The sequence below is a fragment of the Streptomyces amritsarensis genome (genome assembly GCF_001953875.1).
GTDB classification, from domain to species: domain Bacteria; phylum Actinomycetota; class Actinomycetes; order Streptomycetales; family Streptomycetaceae; genus Streptomyces; species Streptomyces amritsarensis.
In genome coordinates this window covers 222,421-238,058 of record NZ_MQUR01000001.1, presented here as the reverse complement: position 1 = coordinate 238,058, position 15,638 = coordinate 222,421, and the positions used below count along the sequence as shown (strand labels likewise).

Here is a 15,638-nt window from a genome sequence, read left to right as displayed (position 1 = left end):
GCAGAGCCCGCTGTTTCCGCCGACCGGGCCGGGGCAAAAAAGGCAGGGGACCGTCCGGAATGCGACGCGACATGGGGAGCGGCGGCACATGGTGACGAAACGTCAGGACGACGCCCCGGCCACCGCCCCGGGATGCCCCGGGCGACTGCCGGACCTCTCCGGTCTCGACCTGGCCGCGCTGCGCGGGATCGACCATCCCGTACTGGCCGAGGTGATCGAAGGCCTGGTCGAACGCGTCACCCACCCGGCCGAGATCCTCAACGCCTTCGACTCCAGCGCCGCCTAGCTCCCGCCTGGGGTCGCGGGTTTCCGCGGGGCGGGGACAGCGCGGTGTGGGGCGGTGCCCCGCCGGAGTGTCTCCTCGGCTCGGCGCGGGCCCCTGGGCTCCCGCCGGGGTGGCAGGGTTTTCGCGGGGCGGGGACAGCGCGGTGTCCCGCCGGAGTGTCTCCTCGGCTCGGCGCGTGCGGGTGTGTCTCNNCGCCAGGGATACGGCACCGCCCGCCACCGCGACGGATCCCGCCCCGCGGATCGGCGCCGAGGCCCGCGCAGCCGGTCCGGCACCACCGGAGGGGCGCGCGGGGCAACCGGGTTGACCACTTTCCGCCGTTAGCCGGGTCCGGCGGCAGGGCAGGGATGGACAATCCGCCGGGGCGCCCCCGGCGGCGGGGCGGGGAGGGAGCGCGGCGATGCGGCGAGCGATCACGAGCAGCTCCCCGGTGCCCGCGCCCCCCGCTCCCGCCCCCCGCCCGGATCCCGCCCGAGGCGCGGCCCTCGCCGTGCAGCCGGGGGCCGTGCCCCACGCGGGGTCCACCCGGCCCACCGGCCCCGCCTCCCGCCTGGGTCCCGTCCTCGCCGTGCAGCCGGCCGCCGTGCCGCCTGCGGACCCCAGCCGAGGCCCGGCCCTCGCCGTGCAGCCGGCTCCCGCCTCCCGGCCGGGTCCCGTCCAAGGCCCCGCCCTCGCCGCTGAGGTGGGGGACGGGGTCGGGGCGTACCCGGATCCGGTTCAGGGGAGGGGGCCGGGCTCCGCCCGGTCCGAGGGGCATGCCGCGCAGGCGTCCCGGCATGCCCGCAACGCCCCCTGGCCCTACACCCGCCTCGACGTCGCCGCCGCGCGGGCCGCAGGCCACCCGCCCCATCCCATCCGCCAGTTCGTGCTCAAGACCCGCAGCCGCTGCAACCTCGCCTGCACCTACTGCTACGTCTACGAGATGGCCGACCAGGGCTGGCGCGACCAGCCCGTCGCCATGACCCCCGCCACCGCCGCCCGCGCAGCGCACCGCATCGCCGAGCACGCCGCCGCCCACGACCTGCCCCGCGTCGACCTGGTCCTGCACGGCGGCGAGCCCCTCCTCACCGCCCCCGCCGCACTGGCCGCGCCCGTGGAAGCCGTACGCGCCGCCCTCGCCGCCACCAGCCCCCGCACCCGCGTCACCGCCACCGTCCAGACCAACGGCACCCTGATCACCCGCGGCCGCCTCACCGCCCTGGCCGCCGCCGGGATCCGGGTCGGCGTCAGCCTCGACGGAGGACTGCCCGCGCACAACACCCGCCGCGTCGACCACGCCGGACACCCCGGCTTCGGCGCCGCCGCCCGCGGCCTGCGCCTGCTCGCACGCCACCCGGACAGCTACGCCGGCGTGCTCTGCGTCGTCGACCTCGACCAGGACCCGGTGGAGACCTACGAGTCCCTGCTCGCCTTCGCCCCGCCGACCATCGGCCTGCTGCTCCCGCTCGCCAACTGGAGCTCCCCGCCGCCCCCCGGCCCCGGCCGCCGCCCCGGCCGGACCCCGTACGCCGACTGGCTCCTCGCCGTCTTCGAACGCTGGTGGCACGACGGAGCACGACGCACCCGCATCCGCCTCTTCGAGGAGATCATCGCCCTGCTGCTCGGCCTGCCCGCCACCACCGAGACCCTCGGGCTCGCGCCCGCCGCCACCGCCGTCATCGAGACCGACGGCTCCATCGAACAGGCCGATTCGCTGAAATCCGCGTACGAGGGGGCCGCGGCCACCGGCATGGCCCTCGACACCCACAGCTTCGACCAGCTCCTCGACCACCCCGGCTTCGCCGCACGCCAGCTCGGACGGGACGCCCTCGCCGACGGATGCCGCGCCTGCGAACTCGTCGAGGTGTGCGGCGGCGGCCACTACCCGCACCGCTACCGCGCCGGCGAAGGCTTCCGCCGGCCGTCCGTCTACTGCGCCGACCTCCAGGTCCTGATCCGGCACATCGCCACCGCCGTACAGCACGCCGCCGCCGGCGGCAGGCGCCGCACCACCCCCGCACACCCCCCGGCAGCCGCCTCATGACCGCCGCCCTCGCCGCCTTCACCGTGCCCTCCCGGACCCTGCGCGCCCTCGCCTCCACCGAGCCCTCCCCGGAAGGCACCCGCCTGGTCCGCGACGTACGCCGCTCCAAGCGCCTGGTCCTGCTCCGCGCCGTCCTCGACGCCGCCCCCGGCGGCAGCTCCGGCCGCACCGCCGAGCACTGGGCGCTGCTGGAGGAGGCCGAACGCCACGACCCGGCCGCCGTGCGCGACGTACTGCACTACCCCGCCACCGGCGTCTGGGCCGAGGAGACCCTGCGCCGGCTGCACGCCCCCTTCGGCCCGCCGCCCGACCTCGCCCACCTCGGCGCCCTCGCCGCGGCCGCCGCCCTGCGCGCCGGGATCCCCTTCACCCACACCCTGCGGCCCGTGCACGGCCGGCTCGTCCTGCCCACCCTCGGCCTGCTGCGCCCGGACCGCCCCGGCCCCCTCGTCCTCACCGAACGCTCCTGGGATCCCGGCAACCCCGCCGCACTGCCCCTGCACGCACTGCCCGGGGGCCGTACCGCCCTCGACGACCTCGACCCCTACCGGGCACCCGGACCCGCACAGCCCGCACCCCTGCGCCCCGCCCGCCGCCTCACCCCCAAGGGCCACAAACGGTGGGACACCCAGTGGTCCGGCGCGCTCACCCTGCTCCAGCGCTACGACACCGCCCGCGCGGAGGAGACCGTACAGCTGCTCCGCTCCCTCGTACCGCTGGCCGGCGGATCCCGCTCCAGCGGCGCCACCCTCCCCGCGGCGGCCGGCTCCGTACTCGCCCGCGCACAGGCCCCGCCGGCCCTCGCCGCGACCCTCGTCCACGAGGTCCAGCACGGCAAACTGACCGCCCTCGCCGACGTCCTGACCCTGCACACCGCCGACGCCGCACCCCGCCACTGGGCCCCCTGGCGCAGCGACCCCCGCCCCCTGGAGGGCCTCCTGCACGGCACCTACGCCCACCTGGCCCTGGCCGGGTACTGGCAGCGCGCCGCCCTCTACGGAGCCCGCGGCGCCTGGGCCCAGCACGCCCGGATCCGCGCCCAGGTCGCCGCCGTCCTGCCCACCTTGCGCGCCCATGAGCGACTGACCACCGCGGGCCGGGAGTTCACCGACGCCATGGCCGCCGCCGAGCGGGCGATGGACGAGCTGCCGCCCCCCGGCGACCAGCACGCCGCGGCCCGCCGCGCCGTCGACCGCGAACGCCGCGCCTGGTGCGAGGCGCACCCCGAACTCGCCCCGTTCGCACAGGTCTGACGGACCGTCCGCTGCGGTACCTTTTCAGTCCCGTCCACTGCCCGCAGCCCAGGGAGACGGCCGCATGACCACCGGTAGCCGGCAGGACCGCGAATCGGCGCAACAGCCCCAGCAGCCGCAGCGCTTCGTCATCAGCTTCGCGGGCTTCAACCGCCCCTGGGCCGTGTGGATCGCCCACCGCCTGGAGGAACACGGCCACCGCGTCGCCCTCCAGCGCTGGGACCCGCAGAGCAGCCCCGGGCTCACCCAGGCCCTCGGCGACCTCGCCCGCTCCGGCAGCCGCGTCCTCCTCGTCCTCAGCGAACGCTACTTCTCCGCCGGCACCCACACCGACGACGAGTGGAACACCGCCCTGCGCGCCGTCACCGACGACCACCCGGACCGGTTCGCCGCCGTCTGCCTCACCGACGCACCCCTGCCCAGCGCCGTCGCCGTCCTGGAGAAGACCGACCTGTGGGGCCTCGACGCGTACGAAGCCGAATACCGCGTCCTGCGCCGCCTCGAACTGCCCACCGACCGCATCGGCACCGAAACCGGCCGCCGCGGCCCCCGCTTCCCCAACGACCCGCCCGAGATCTGGGGCCGCGTCCCCCGCCGCAACCCCCGCTTCACCGGCCGCAACGACGTCATCGGCACCCTGCGCCAAGCCCTCGCCGAAGCCCCGCCCGGAGCGTCCACCGTCACCCTCCTCGGCCTCTCCGGCGTCGGCAAGACCCAGGTCGCCACCGAGTACGCCTACCGCTTCGCCTCCGAGTACGACGTCGTCTGGTGGGTCCCCGCCGAGGACCGCCCCACCCTCCGCGAACGCCTCGCCGACCTCGCCCCCGCCCTCGGCCTCCCGCGCGGCGCCGGCAGCTACGGCGAGCAGATCCGGGCCGTCCTCGAAGCGCTGCGCCGCGGCACCCCGTACAGCCGCTGGCTGATGGTCTTCGACGGCTGCGACAACCCCGACGACCTCATCGATCTGCTGCCCTCCGGCGGCGCCGGCGACGTCATCATCACCTCCCGCAACCGCGAATGGGCCGCCCGCCACACCAGCCTCGTCGAGGTACCCCTCTACGCCCGCCCCGAGTCCATCACCTTCATCCGCCGCCGCGCCCTGCGCCTCACCGCCGCCGAGGCCGACCAGCTCGCCGAGGCCCTGGAGGACTACCCGCTCGCCCTCGACCAGACCGCCGGCTGGCTCGCCGACTCACCCCTGCCCGTCGGCGACTACCTCGCCCTGCTCCAGCGCCGCATGGACTCCCGCGAGGCCGTCGCCGTCTCCGAGGACTACCCGCTGCCCTTCCCCACGGCCCTCGCCATACTCCTCAACAACGTCCGGGAGAACTTCCCCGACGCCCTCGCCCTGCTGCGGCTGTTCGTGTTCTTCGCCCCCGGCCCCGTCCCGCTGCGCCTGCTGCGCGAATTCCCCGCGGACGACGTACCCGAGCAGCTCGCCGGCCTCATCAACGACCAGATCCGGTGGAACGGCGCCCTCAACAAACTCGTCCAGTTCTCCGTCGTACGGCTGGAGTACTCCGACCTCCCCGTGGAGGAAGGCGGCGGAGGCCTGGAGACCGTACAGCTCCACCGCATGGTCCACGGCATCGTCCGCGAGAACCTCTCCGAGGAGGAAGCCGAACCCCTCGCCCGGGCCGTCCGCCAGGTCCTCGCCGCAGCCGACCCCGGCCGGCCCTCCGACTCCCGGCTCTGGCCCCGCTACGCCGAACTCGTCCCCCACCTCACCCCGTCCGGGGTCATCAACAGCAGCAACCCGCGGATCCAGAACTTCCTGCTGCACTGCCTGCGCTACCTGATCCTCGCCGGCGAATACCGCACCTGCCTGCGCCTGTGCGAGGAGACCGACCAGGTCTGGCGCGCCCGGCTCGGCGAGGACCACCCCAAGGTCCGCGAGCTCAGCTACCAGTACGGCAACTCCCTGCGCAACCTCGGCCTGTTCCGCCGCGCCGAAATCCTCACCAGGTCCGTCGCCGACCGCCTCACCGGGGAACGCGGCGACCAGGACCTGGAGAGCCTGCGCGCCACCAGCGCCTACGGCGGCGTCCTGCTGTGCATCGCCAAGTTCGAACCCGCCCGCGAGATCTTCGAGCACTGCCTGGCCACCTACCGCGAGCTCCTCGGCGAGGACGACTCCATCACCCTCGACGCCCAGAACAACCTCGCCGCCACCTACCGGCTCCTCGGCCGCTACCAGGACGCCTACGACCTCGACCTGGACACCCTGCGCCGCCGCGAACGCGTCCTGATGCCCCTGCACATCTCCACCCTCGCCTCCGGCATCGCCTGCGCCATGGGACTGCGGCTCATGGGCCGCTACCGGGAGGCCCAGACCCGGCAGGAACAGGGCGTCAAACTCAACACGCAGGTGCTCGGGCTCGGCCACCCCCAGACCCTGCGCGCCGAGCACAACCTCGGCCTGTGCCTGCGCCGCTCCGGCGACATCCCCGGCGCGGGCCTGCGGCTGCGGACCGTGTGGGAGCGGGCGACGAGGGTTTTCGGCGTGGACTACCCCTGGACGCTGATGGTCGCCTCCGACTACGCCACCTACCTCCGGGAGTACGGCGACATCGGCGAAGCCCGCCGGATCTCCGAGGACGTCGTCCGCGGCTACCAGTCACAGCTCGGCCTCGCCCACCCGTACAGCATCGGCACCGTCGGCAACCTCGGCCTGGTCCTGCGCGCCCAGGGCGAACGCGCCGAGGGCCTCTCCCTCGCCGAGCAGGCACTGGTCGGCATGCGCGGCGCGCTCGGCAGCCGGCACCCCTGGACACTGGGCTGCGCCCTCAACGCCACCGGACACCGCAACATCACCGGCCGCCTGGAGGACGCCCTGGACCTCAGCCGCGAAACCCTGCGCACCGCCGAACGCGTCCTGGGCCCGGACCACCCGATGACGCTGAGCGCCCAGATCGCCCTGGCCGCGGACCTGCGGTCGGTACGGGAGGACACGGAGGCGGGCAAACACGAGGACGCGGGCATCAAGGGCCTCACCCGCACCCTGGGCGCCCAACACGTCCACACGGTCTCGGCCAAACAACGGGCAAGGCCGTACTGGGACTTCGAACCCCAGCCGTAGGGCGGAGTGTGTACGGGCGGGCGCGGGCGCCGCGCTCCTGGCCGTGCCGGTCCCGCAAGGGCGCCTCCCGTGGTCGCGGTGCCTCCCCCGAAGGAACGCCGCTGAAATGATAGGAAGCGGGTATCATTGGAGCATGCTGTACGAGACTCCGGCCCTTGATTCCCTCGACCTCCGGATCCTGGAAGAGGTGGACGGCCGGCGTGAGCGCCTGCGTGACGCGGTGCAGCACGCGCCGATGAAGTGGACCCAGGACCTCCGCAAGGCACTCACCGCGAGCGCGATCGCGGCATCGAACACCATCGAGGGCTATCGGGTCGACGCGAAGGACGTCGCGGACCTGATGGACGGCGAGCGCGAGGTGGACGCGAGTGAGGAGAACAAGGCGGAGACCCTCGCCTACCAGCAGGCGATGACGTACATCCAGTCGCTCCACGACGTCGAGGACTTCCGGTACAACAAGGAACTGCTGAACGCCCTGCACTGGATGCTCCAAGGCCAGCACCACCCGCTGCGCACGGCCGGGCAGTGGCGCAAGACCTCCATCCGGATCACCGCACCAGGGGACGAGCTCGCCACCGACTACGACGGCCCTGACCACGAACTCGTGCCGGGGCTGATGGCCGAGCTGGTGGACTGGCTCAACGAGGGTGACACCGGAGCGCATGTCCTGGTTCGGGCGGCGATGGCTCATCTGAACCTCGTGAAGATCCACCCTTGGTCCGACGGGAACGGTCGCATGTCCCGGTCTCTGCAGACTCTGCTGATCGCCCGCGGCGGCGTCCTGGCACCCGAATTCTCCTCGATCGAGGAGTGGCTCGGGATGCCCGGCAACACCTGGGAGTACTACAAGGTGCTACGAGAGGTCGGCGGGCCCGTGTACTCGCCCGAGCGCGACACCCTGCCTTGGATCAAGTTCAACCTGCGCGCCTACCACGAGCAGGCGCAGCGGGTACAGCATCGGGTCGACCGTTCGAACCAGGTCTGGATCGAGCTGATGGAGCATGCCGAGACACATGGAATCAGCGAGCGGCAGGTCACTGCTCTGCACGAGGTGGCCATGGTGAACCGGGTACGGCGCTCACGGTACGAGCGGCAGGAGGCGATCAACACCCAGCAGGCGACCCGGGACCTGCAGTCGCTGACGAAGGCGGGCGTGCTGACCGCGGTAGGGCAGACCAAAGGCCGCCACTACGTCGCCGGCCCGCAGTTCCCGCAGAACGTCCTCGCGACGGCCCGCCGACCGCACCGCATCATCAACCCGTACGGCGGCTAGGGCCGAACCCGAATCGCTACGCGCTTCTCCGTCAGCCACCCAGTGATGGCTTTGTTCAAGACCTCGTGAACAGAGCCACTCCGTCAGCGAGCACGGCAGCGAGGTCGAACTCTTGTGTAATACCGAGACGATGTCCGCCTGGCTCAGGTCGGTTGCGGTGCCGACGGGATTCGAACCCGCGGGCAGGTGGGAGCAGGTCCGCTCCGTCCCCGTCAGTCGCCGAACCCACCGGATGCGGACGAATCCTTTTCCGCTGCACAGGCTCGCCCGGGCATGGCACCGCCCCGTCCCTTGGCGGCCGTCCAGGGCGGGCCCCTGCTGGCCTACCGGAGGGCGTCGGCAAGTTGCGTGCGGGGGTCGGCGGTGGGGTGGTGGCTGGAGACGCCTGTGGGCCAGGTGGAGATGCCGTCGTCCTCCCACCGTGGAACGACGTGGAAGTGCAGGTGGGGAACGGACTGTTCGGATCCCGGGCCGCTGGCGCTCAGGATGTTGACGCCCGTGGCGCCCAGGGTGGTCCGCATGGCTGCTGCGACGCGTTGGACCAGGGCCATGGACTTGGCCAGGACCTCGGGCGGTGTGTCGAAGACGCCCGCATAGTGCGAGGTCGGAACCACCAGAGTGTGCCCCGGAGCGAGTGGGTTCAGTGGGGTGAAGGCGCATGCCTCGGCCTCACGGGCCACCCAATGGGCGGTGCCCTCACCTATGAGTTGGCAGAAGATGCAGTCCACGGCGGGCAACACTGCCACACGTCGGCGTACGGACGGGTTCGGCTCGGTCGGTGGCCCGCGCGTCGCCGCACGGCCGGAAGGCCCGGACCCCATGTGGGGGCCGGGCCTTCCGGGTTGGCGCTCGGGGCCGTTACGCCTCGAAGACCTCGTCCAGGAGGAGCTGCTGCTCCGCCTGGTGGCGCTTCGCGGAGCCGACCGCCGGGGACGAGCCGTGCGGGCGCGAGATGCGCCGCAGGCGCTCGCCCGCCGGGACGTCCGCGCCGACCGCAAGGTCGAGGTGGTCGATCAGGTTGAGCGCGATGAACGGCCACGCGCCCTGGTTCGCCGGCTCCTCCTGCGCCCAGATGTACTTGGCCGCGTTCGGGAACTTGGCGATCTCGGCCTGGAGCTCGGCACCCGGGAGCGGGTACAGGCGCTCGATGCGGATGATCGCGGTGTCCGTGATGCCGCGCTTCTCGCGCTCGGCCTCCAGGTCGTAGTAGACCTTGCCGGCGCAGAAGACGACCTTGCGGACCGCGTTCGCGTCCACCGTGGTGTCACCGATGACCGGACGGAACGAACCGCTCGTGAACTCCTCCGCCTTCGACGCCGCGGCCTTCAGACGCAGCATCGACTTCGGGGTGAAGACGACCAGCGGCTTGTGGGCCGGGTTGTGGACCTGCCAGCGCAGCAGGTGGAAGTAGTTCGACGGGAGGGTCGGCATCGCGACCGTCATGTTGTTCTGCGCGCACAGCTGAAGGAAGCGCTCCGGGCGGGCGGACGAGTGGTCCGGGCCCTGGCCCTCGTAGCCGTGGGGGAGCAGGAGGGTGACGCCGGAGGTCTGGCCCCACTTCTGCTCGGCCGAGGAGATGAACTCGTCGACGACGGTCTGGGCGCCGTTGACGAAGTCACCGAACTGCGCCTCCCAGAGGACCAGCGCGTCCGGACGGGCCAGCGAATAGCCGTACTCGAAGCCCATGGCCGCGTACTCGGAGAGCAGCGAGTCGTAGACGTTGTAGCGGGCCTGGTCCTCGGACAGGTACAGCAGCGGGGTGTAGTCCTCGCCGGTCTCCCGGTCGATGAGGACGGCGTGGCGCTGGCCGAAGGTGCCGCGGCGGGAGTCCTGGCCGGACAGCCGGACCGGGGTGCCCTCCATCAGCAGCGAGCCGAAGGCGAGGGTCTCGCCCATGCCCCAGTCGATGGTGCCCTCGTCGATCATCGCCGCGCGGCGCTGCAGCTGCGGCAGCAGACGCGGGTGGACGGTGACGCCCTCGGGGATGTTGACCTGGGACTCGGCGATCCGCTTGACGACGTCCTGGGAGATCGCGGTGTTGACCGCGACGGGGAAGTCGGCCTGGTCGGGCGCCGGCGCCGCGGAGACCGCGGGCTGCGTCGCGGCCTCGCGGACCTCCGCGAAGACCTTCTCCAGCTGGCCCTGGAAGTCCTGGAGCGCCTGCTCGGCCTCTTCGAGGGTGATGTCGCCGCGACCGATGAGGGACTCGGTGTAGAGCTTGCGCACCGAGCGCTTCTTGTCGATCAGGTCGTACATCAGCGGCTGGGTGAAGGCCGGGTTGTCGGACTCGTTGTGGCCGCGGCGGCGGTAGCAGATGAGGTCGATGACCACGTCCTTGTTGAACGCCTGGCGGAACTCGAAGGCGAGCCGCGCGACGCGGACGACGGCCTCCGGGTCGTCGCCGTTCACGTGGAAGATCGGCGCCTCGATCATGCGGGCCACGTCGGTCGCGTACATCGAGGAACGCGAGGACTCCGGGGCGGCGGTGAAGCCGACCTGGTTGTTGATGACCACGTGCACGGTGCCGCCGGTGCGGTAGCCGCGCAGCTGCGACATGTTCAGCGTCTCGGCGACGACGCCCTGGCCGGCGAAGGCCGCGTCGCCGTGGAGGGCGAGCGGGAGGACGGTGAAGTCCGTGCCGCCCTTGTTGATGACGTCCTGCTTGGCGCGGGCGACACCCTCCAGGACCGGGTCGACCGCCTCCAGGTGGGAGGGGTTCGCGACGAGCGAGACCTTGATCTGCTCGCCGTCGAGGCCGGTGAAGGTGCCCTCGGCGCCCAGGTGGTACTTGACGTCGCCGGAGCCGTGCATGGACTTCGGGTCGAGGTTGCCCTCGAACTCGCGGAAGATCTGCGCGTAGGACTTGCCGACGATGTTCGCCAGGACGTTCAGGCGGCCGCGGTGGGCCATGCCGATGACGACCTCTTCGAGGCGGGCCTCGGCGGCCGAGTCGATGACGGCGTCGAGCAGCGGGATGACGGACTCGCCGCCCTCCAGGGAGAAGCGCTTCTGGCCGACGTACTTCGTCTGCAGGAAGGTCTCGAAGGCCTCGGCGGCGTTCAGGCGGCGCAGGATGCGCAGCTGCTCCTCGCGCTCCGGCTTGGTGTGCGGGCGCTCGATGCGGTCCTGGATCCAGCGGCGCTGCTTGGGGTCCTGGATGTGCATGAACTCGACGCCGGTGGTGCGGCAGTACGAGTCGCGCAGCACGCCGAGGATGTCGCGCAGCTTCATCATCGACTTGCCGGAGAAGCCGCCGACGGCGAACTCGCGCTCCAGGTCCCACAGGGTGAGGCCGTGCTCGGTGATGTCGAGGTCGGGGTGCTTGCGCTGCTTGTACTCCAGCGGGTCGGTGTCGGCCATGACGTGGCCGCGGACCCGGTAGGAGTGGATCAGCTCGAAGACGCGGGCGGCCTTCGTGACGTCGTCGTCGTGGCTGGCGTCGATGTCGCGGTTCCAGCGGACCGGCTCGTACGGGATGCGCAGCGACTCGAAGACGGAGTCGTAGAAGTCGTTCTCGCCGAGGAGCAGGTTCGCGACGATGCGCAGGAACTCGCCGGAGGCCGCGCCCTGGATGACCCGGTGGTCGTAGGTCGAGGTCAGGGTCATGACCTTGGAGATGCCCAGCTTGTTCAGGGTGTCCTGCGAGGTGCCCTGGAACTCGGCGGGGTAGTCCATGGAGCCGACGCCCATGATGACCGACTGTCCGGGCATCAGGCGGGGCACGGAGTGGACGGTGCCCAGGCCGCCGGGGTTCGTCAGGGAGACGGTCACGCCGGTGAAGTCGTCCATCGTCAGCTTGCCGACGCGGGCGCGGCGGACGATGTCCTCGTAGGCCTGCCAGAACTCGAAGAAGCTGAGGGTCTCGGCCTTCTTGATGCCGGCGACGACGAGCTGGCGGTCGCCGTTGGCCTTGACCAGGTCGATGGCGAGGCCGAAGTTCACGTGGTCGGGCTTGACCAGGGTGGGCTTGCCGTCCTTCTCCGCGAAGGAGTAGTTCATCGACGGCATGGCCTTGATGGCCTGGACCATCGCGTAGCCGATGAGGTGCGTGAAGGAGATCTTCCCGCCCCGGGCCCGCTTCAGGTGGTTGTTGATGACGATGCGGTTGTCGAACAGCAGCTTCACCGGGACGGCGCGGACGGAGGTGGCCGTCGGCACGTCGAGGGAGGCGTTCATGTTCTTGGCCACGGCTGCCGCCGGGCCGCGGAGCGTCACCAGCTCGGGGCCCGCGGGGGCCCCGGTGGCGGGCGCGGCCTTCTGCGGGGCTACGGAGGCGGGGGCGGGCGCGGCCGGTGCGGCGGCCGGGGCCTGGGAGGTGACAGTCACAGCAGGGGCACCAGAGGGGATGGCAGGAGCAGGGGCAGGAGCTGACACAGGCGGAGGAGTCGGCGTCGCGGTGGGCGCGGGCGCGGCGTCCGCCGCCCCCGTGGCGGCGTCGGCGGCCTGCGGCGTCCCGGCGACGGCGGTGGCGGCCTGTGCGGAGGCGCCGTCCGTCGGCGTGGACTTGTCGGGACCGGCCGACGTCACCGGAGCGGCAGCGCCCCCCGGCTTGTAGTCGGCGAAGAAGTCCCACCAGGCCCGGTCGACCGACTGCGGGTCCTGGAGGTACTGCTGATAGATCTCGTCGACGAGCCACTCATTCGCGCCGAAGCCTGAGGCAGGGTTCTTCCCGCCCTCTGCTGCTTCGGTCGTGGTGCTCGAGTTACTGGGGGACTGTGGCGACACGGCGGCAACCGCCCTCTTCCGCTTCACAAGGTATGGACAGCGGGAATAAAGGCTACGCCTCCTCGGCCGCTGCATGCAGGCCGGGCGGGACTTACGTCATGCAGGTCACATCGAACGGCGGGTTTCATGACGTGGAATGGCGGGAAACCAGCCTGGTTCGGGTAGGGGGCACCGAGGTTGCGGCCCCCTTGGCTTCGCACCCCTGACGGACCCCGGGTACGTGTGGCCGAGATCATGTCCTTCCCAGTCGAACCCTACGTCAACACGGGACCTACGAGCTGCCCGGAAGCGTGACGAGGATGCGGCAGCCACGTGACGATTCAGCCACTCCGATCCGGCCGCCGTGCAGCTCCACGGCCCAGCGGGCGATCGCCAGGCCCAGCCCGGTGCCTCCGTCGCCGCCTCGTGCGCTGCCCCGGTTGAACCGCTCGAAGACCCGGTGGCGCTCGGCCTCCGGGATGCCGGGGCCCTCGTCGCGGACCTCCAGCGCCAGGCTGCCGGGGATGTCGCCGGCCCGGGCGCGGACCGTGACCCGGCCGTGCGGCGGGCTGTGCTTGACCGCGTTGTCGATCAGGTTGGCCACCACCTGGTGCAGCCGCTCCGCGTCGGCGTACGCGCACAGGTCGGGCGGGAAGACGTCCAGGTGCAGGTGGACGTCGTTGCGGGTGTGCCCGCCGGAGCCGGAGAGCAGCCCCGGCCGGCCCGAGGCCGCCAGCCCCGACTCCTTCAGCACCCCCGACAGGTACGGCCACACCTCGAAGCGGCGGGCCCTCAGCGGCACCACGCCGTTGTCGACGCGGGACAGGTCCAGCAGGGTCTCCACGAGCCGGCCGAGGCGCTCGGTCTGCTTGAGCATGGTGCGCATGGTCTCCGGGTCGGCGGCCGAGACGCCGTCGACCACGTTCTCCAGCACCGCGCGCAGCGCGGCGATCGGGGTGCGCAGCTCGTGCGAGACGTTGGCGACCAGTTCCTTGCGGTGCCGGTCCACGGCCTCCAGGTCGTCCGCCATCAGGTTGATCGTGGAGGCCAGGTCGCCCAGCTCGTCGCGGCGTCCGGCGCCCCGCACCCGCCGCGTGAAGTCGCCGTGGGATATCGCCCGGGCGACCGTCGTCATGTCGTCGAGCGGCGCCGTCAGGCTGTGCGCCACGAACTGCGTGATCAGCATCGAGGCGATCACCGAGAAGACGGTGATGAACCGCAGCTCGGTGTCCGTGCGCAGGGCCACCAGCAGCAGGCCGGTCGTGATGAAGACCGAGACCACCACGAGCGTGCCGAGCTTGGTCTTGATCGAGAACGGCGAGAAGGGCCGCAGCCCCCCGGGGGGCCGCTGGCGCCGGCGCGGCCCCTCGGCCCGGCCGTTCACGGCTGGGCCGGGGTCTCCAGGGCGTACCCGACGCCGTGGACCGTACGGATCCGCTCGGCGCCGATCTTGCGCCGCAGGGCCTTGATGTGGCTGTCGACGGTACGGGTCCCGGAGGCGTCGGCCCAGTCCCAGACCTCCGCCAGCAGCTGCTCCCGGGAGAGCACGGCCCGCGGGGTCCCGGCCAGGCACACCAGCAGGTCGAACTCGGTCGGGGTCAGGTGGACGTCCTCGGTCTGCACCCGGACCCGGCGCTGAGCGTGGTCGATCTCCAGGTCGCCCAGGCGCAGGGTGGCGCCGCGCGGGGTGTGGGCGGCGATCGTGGCCCGCTCCACCCGCCGCAGCAGGACGTGGACGCGTGCGGCCAGCTCCCGCATGGAGAACGGCTTGGTCATGTAGTCGTCGGCGCCGACGCCCAGCCCGACGAGCATGTCGGTCTCGTCGTCCCGGGCCGTGAGCATCAGCACGGGGACCGGGCGCTGCGCCTGGACCCGGCGGCAGACCTCCAGCCCGTCGAAGCCGGGCAGCATGACGTCGAGGACCAGCAGCTCGGGCAGCCAGCTCTCCGCCGCGGCGACGGCCGCGGGACCGTCGGTGGCCGTCTGTACCTGGAAGCCCTCGGCGCGCAGTCGGGCCGCGATGGCCTCCGCGATGGTGCGGTCGTCCTCGACGACGAGCACACGCCGCTGGGCGCCGGGGGTTGCCGCGGCGCCGGTGTGGGTGGTGTGTGTCTGTTCCATGTCCGCCCCTGAAGATCCCGCTGAATGGGGTGCAGCGTAGAGGAGGCTCCGGCCTGCGGCTACGTGGGGTTCGGACACGGCATATGCGCTGGACCGGAGTAAATGGAATGGGTTGTACCGGGTGCCGGGCCCCCCGCGGGACCGGCATCCGGCGGGTGCGGCGGTCAGCTGCCCCACCGGCTCCGACCTCCTCGGATCCCTCTTGGCGGGGGCCTACAAGGCCCGGCCGCGACCGTGGGAGGACCGGGTCGTGAGTGTCGTTCGGCACATCGGGACGGGATGGCCGCGACCGCTGCCGTCGAACGCGGAAGCGAAGGGCAGGCGTCCCTCGGCGGCGGCCCGGCCGCCCCTCGCCGTCATGGACGGCCGCCGGATCCGGTGTGGGGGTGGGTGCCGAAGCCCCGCAGCGCGGCCTGCCGGCTCGGCTGCGTGGCCTCCCGGCCCGGCTGTGCGGCCTGCCGGCCTGGCTGTGCGGCCTGCCAGCCCGGTTGTGCGGCCTGCCGGCCCGGCTGCGTGGCTTCGCGGACCGGCTGCTGCGGGGGCTCAGTACTGCGTGAAGGGCGGCAGGGCGTCCACCACCCTCACCAGGGCCGGGGGCAGGGACTCCTGCTCGCCCGCGACCTCGTACCCGTCGTGCACGAAGATGTAGAAGAACCCGTCGTAGATCGTGGGGCCGCCCGTCGCGATCCCGGGCAGACGGGCGAAGTCCGCCTCCCGGAGCGCGGTGCGCAGCGCCGCCAAGCCCTGCTCCGACAGCTTCCCGGCACCCTCCGGCCCCGCCTTCGCGTCCAGCCGGGACCAGGAGCCGTCGCCCTGCACGACGAGGGTGTGGGTCTCCCCGGCGAAGCCCCCGCTGCGGGTGACGCGGACCAGCGTCTCCCCGGGGGCGGGCACCGCAC

10 protein-coding genes are annotated in these 15,638 nt (G+C 72.3%); 5 read left to right on the top strand and 5 right to left on the bottom strand.

Features of this window, described 5'->3' with window-relative positions; genetic code table 11:
• Positions 1–88 precede the first annotated feature (88 nt).
• From fxsA to AVW11_RS00990, 5 genes are all read left to right on the top strand, one after another.
• Entirely contained in the window at positions 89–286 is a 198-nt protein-coding gene (gene fxsA, locus AVW11_RS01010; RefSeq protein WP_060176763.1) for an FxSxx-COOH cyclophane-containing RiPP peptide, read from the top strand.
• An 853-nt stretch (positions 287–1,139) separates the two neighbouring features.
• Entirely contained in the window at positions 1,140–2,309 is a 1,170-nt protein-coding gene (locus AVW11_RS01005) for an FxsB family cyclophane-forming radical SAM/SPASM peptide maturase (RefSeq protein ID WP_076042921.1), read from the top strand.
• Complete coding sequence (locus AVW11_RS01000) at positions 2,306–3,562, top strand: HEXXH motif domain-containing protein (RefSeq protein ID WP_076042906.1); 1,257 nt, start codon at positions 2,306–2,308, stop codon at positions 3,560–3,562. Before AVW11_RS01005 ends, AVW11_RS01000 begins: the two co-directional genes overlap by 4 nt.
• Before the next feature lie 64 nt (positions 3,563–3,626).
• Positions 3,627–6,641 (top strand): FxSxx-COOH system tetratricopeptide repeat protein, encoded by a 3,015-nt coding sequence (gene fxsT, locus AVW11_RS00995; protein WP_076042905.1) that lies wholly within the window; start codon positions 3,627–3,629, stop codon positions 6,639–6,641.
• A 133-nt stretch (positions 6,642–6,774) separates the two neighbouring features.
• A complete protein-coding gene (locus AVW11_RS00990) occupies positions 6,775–7,914 on the top strand; it encodes a Fic family protein (protein ID WP_076042904.1) in 1,140 nt (379 codons plus the stop codon).
• A 323-nt stretch (positions 7,915–8,237) separates the two neighbouring features.
• Here AVW11_RS00990 and AVW11_RS00985 read toward each other — a convergent pair whose 3' ends face one another.
• The 5 genes from AVW11_RS00985 to AVW11_RS00965 form a co-directional block, all read right to left on the bottom strand.
• A complete protein-coding gene (locus AVW11_RS00985; protein WP_079070364.1) occupies positions 8,238–8,735 on the bottom strand; it encodes an HIT family protein in 498 nt (165 codons plus the stop codon).
• A gap of 37 nt (positions 8,736–8,772) precedes the next feature.
• Positions 8,773–12,639 (bottom strand): multifunctional oxoglutarate decarboxylase/oxoglutarate dehydrogenase thiamine pyrophosphate-binding subunit/dihydrolipoyllysine-residue succinyltransferase subunit, encoded by a 3,867-nt coding sequence (locus AVW11_RS00980; protein ID WP_076042920.1) that lies wholly within the window; start codon positions 12,637–12,639, stop codon positions 8,773–8,775.
• A 271-nt stretch (positions 12,640–12,910) separates the two neighbouring features.
• Positions 12,911–14,002 (bottom strand): HAMP domain-containing sensor histidine kinase, encoded by a 1,092-nt coding sequence (locus AVW11_RS00975; RefSeq protein ID WP_381788191.1) that lies wholly within the window; start codon positions 14,000–14,002, stop codon positions 12,911–12,913.
• On the bottom strand, positions 13,999–14,739 hold the full coding sequence (locus AVW11_RS00970) for a response regulator transcription factor (RefSeq protein ID WP_030028984.1): 741 nt from the start codon (positions 14,737–14,739) through the stop codon (positions 13,999–14,001). The genes AVW11_RS00975 and AVW11_RS00970 overlap by 4 nt, the downstream gene beginning before the upstream one ends.
• A gap of 543 nt (positions 14,740–15,282) precedes the next feature.
• Positions 15,283–15,633 (bottom strand): hypothetical protein, encoded by a 351-nt coding sequence (locus AVW11_RS00965; RefSeq protein WP_076042903.1) that lies wholly within the window; start codon positions 15,631–15,633, stop codon positions 15,283–15,285.
• Positions 15,634–15,638 lie beyond the last annotated feature (5 nt).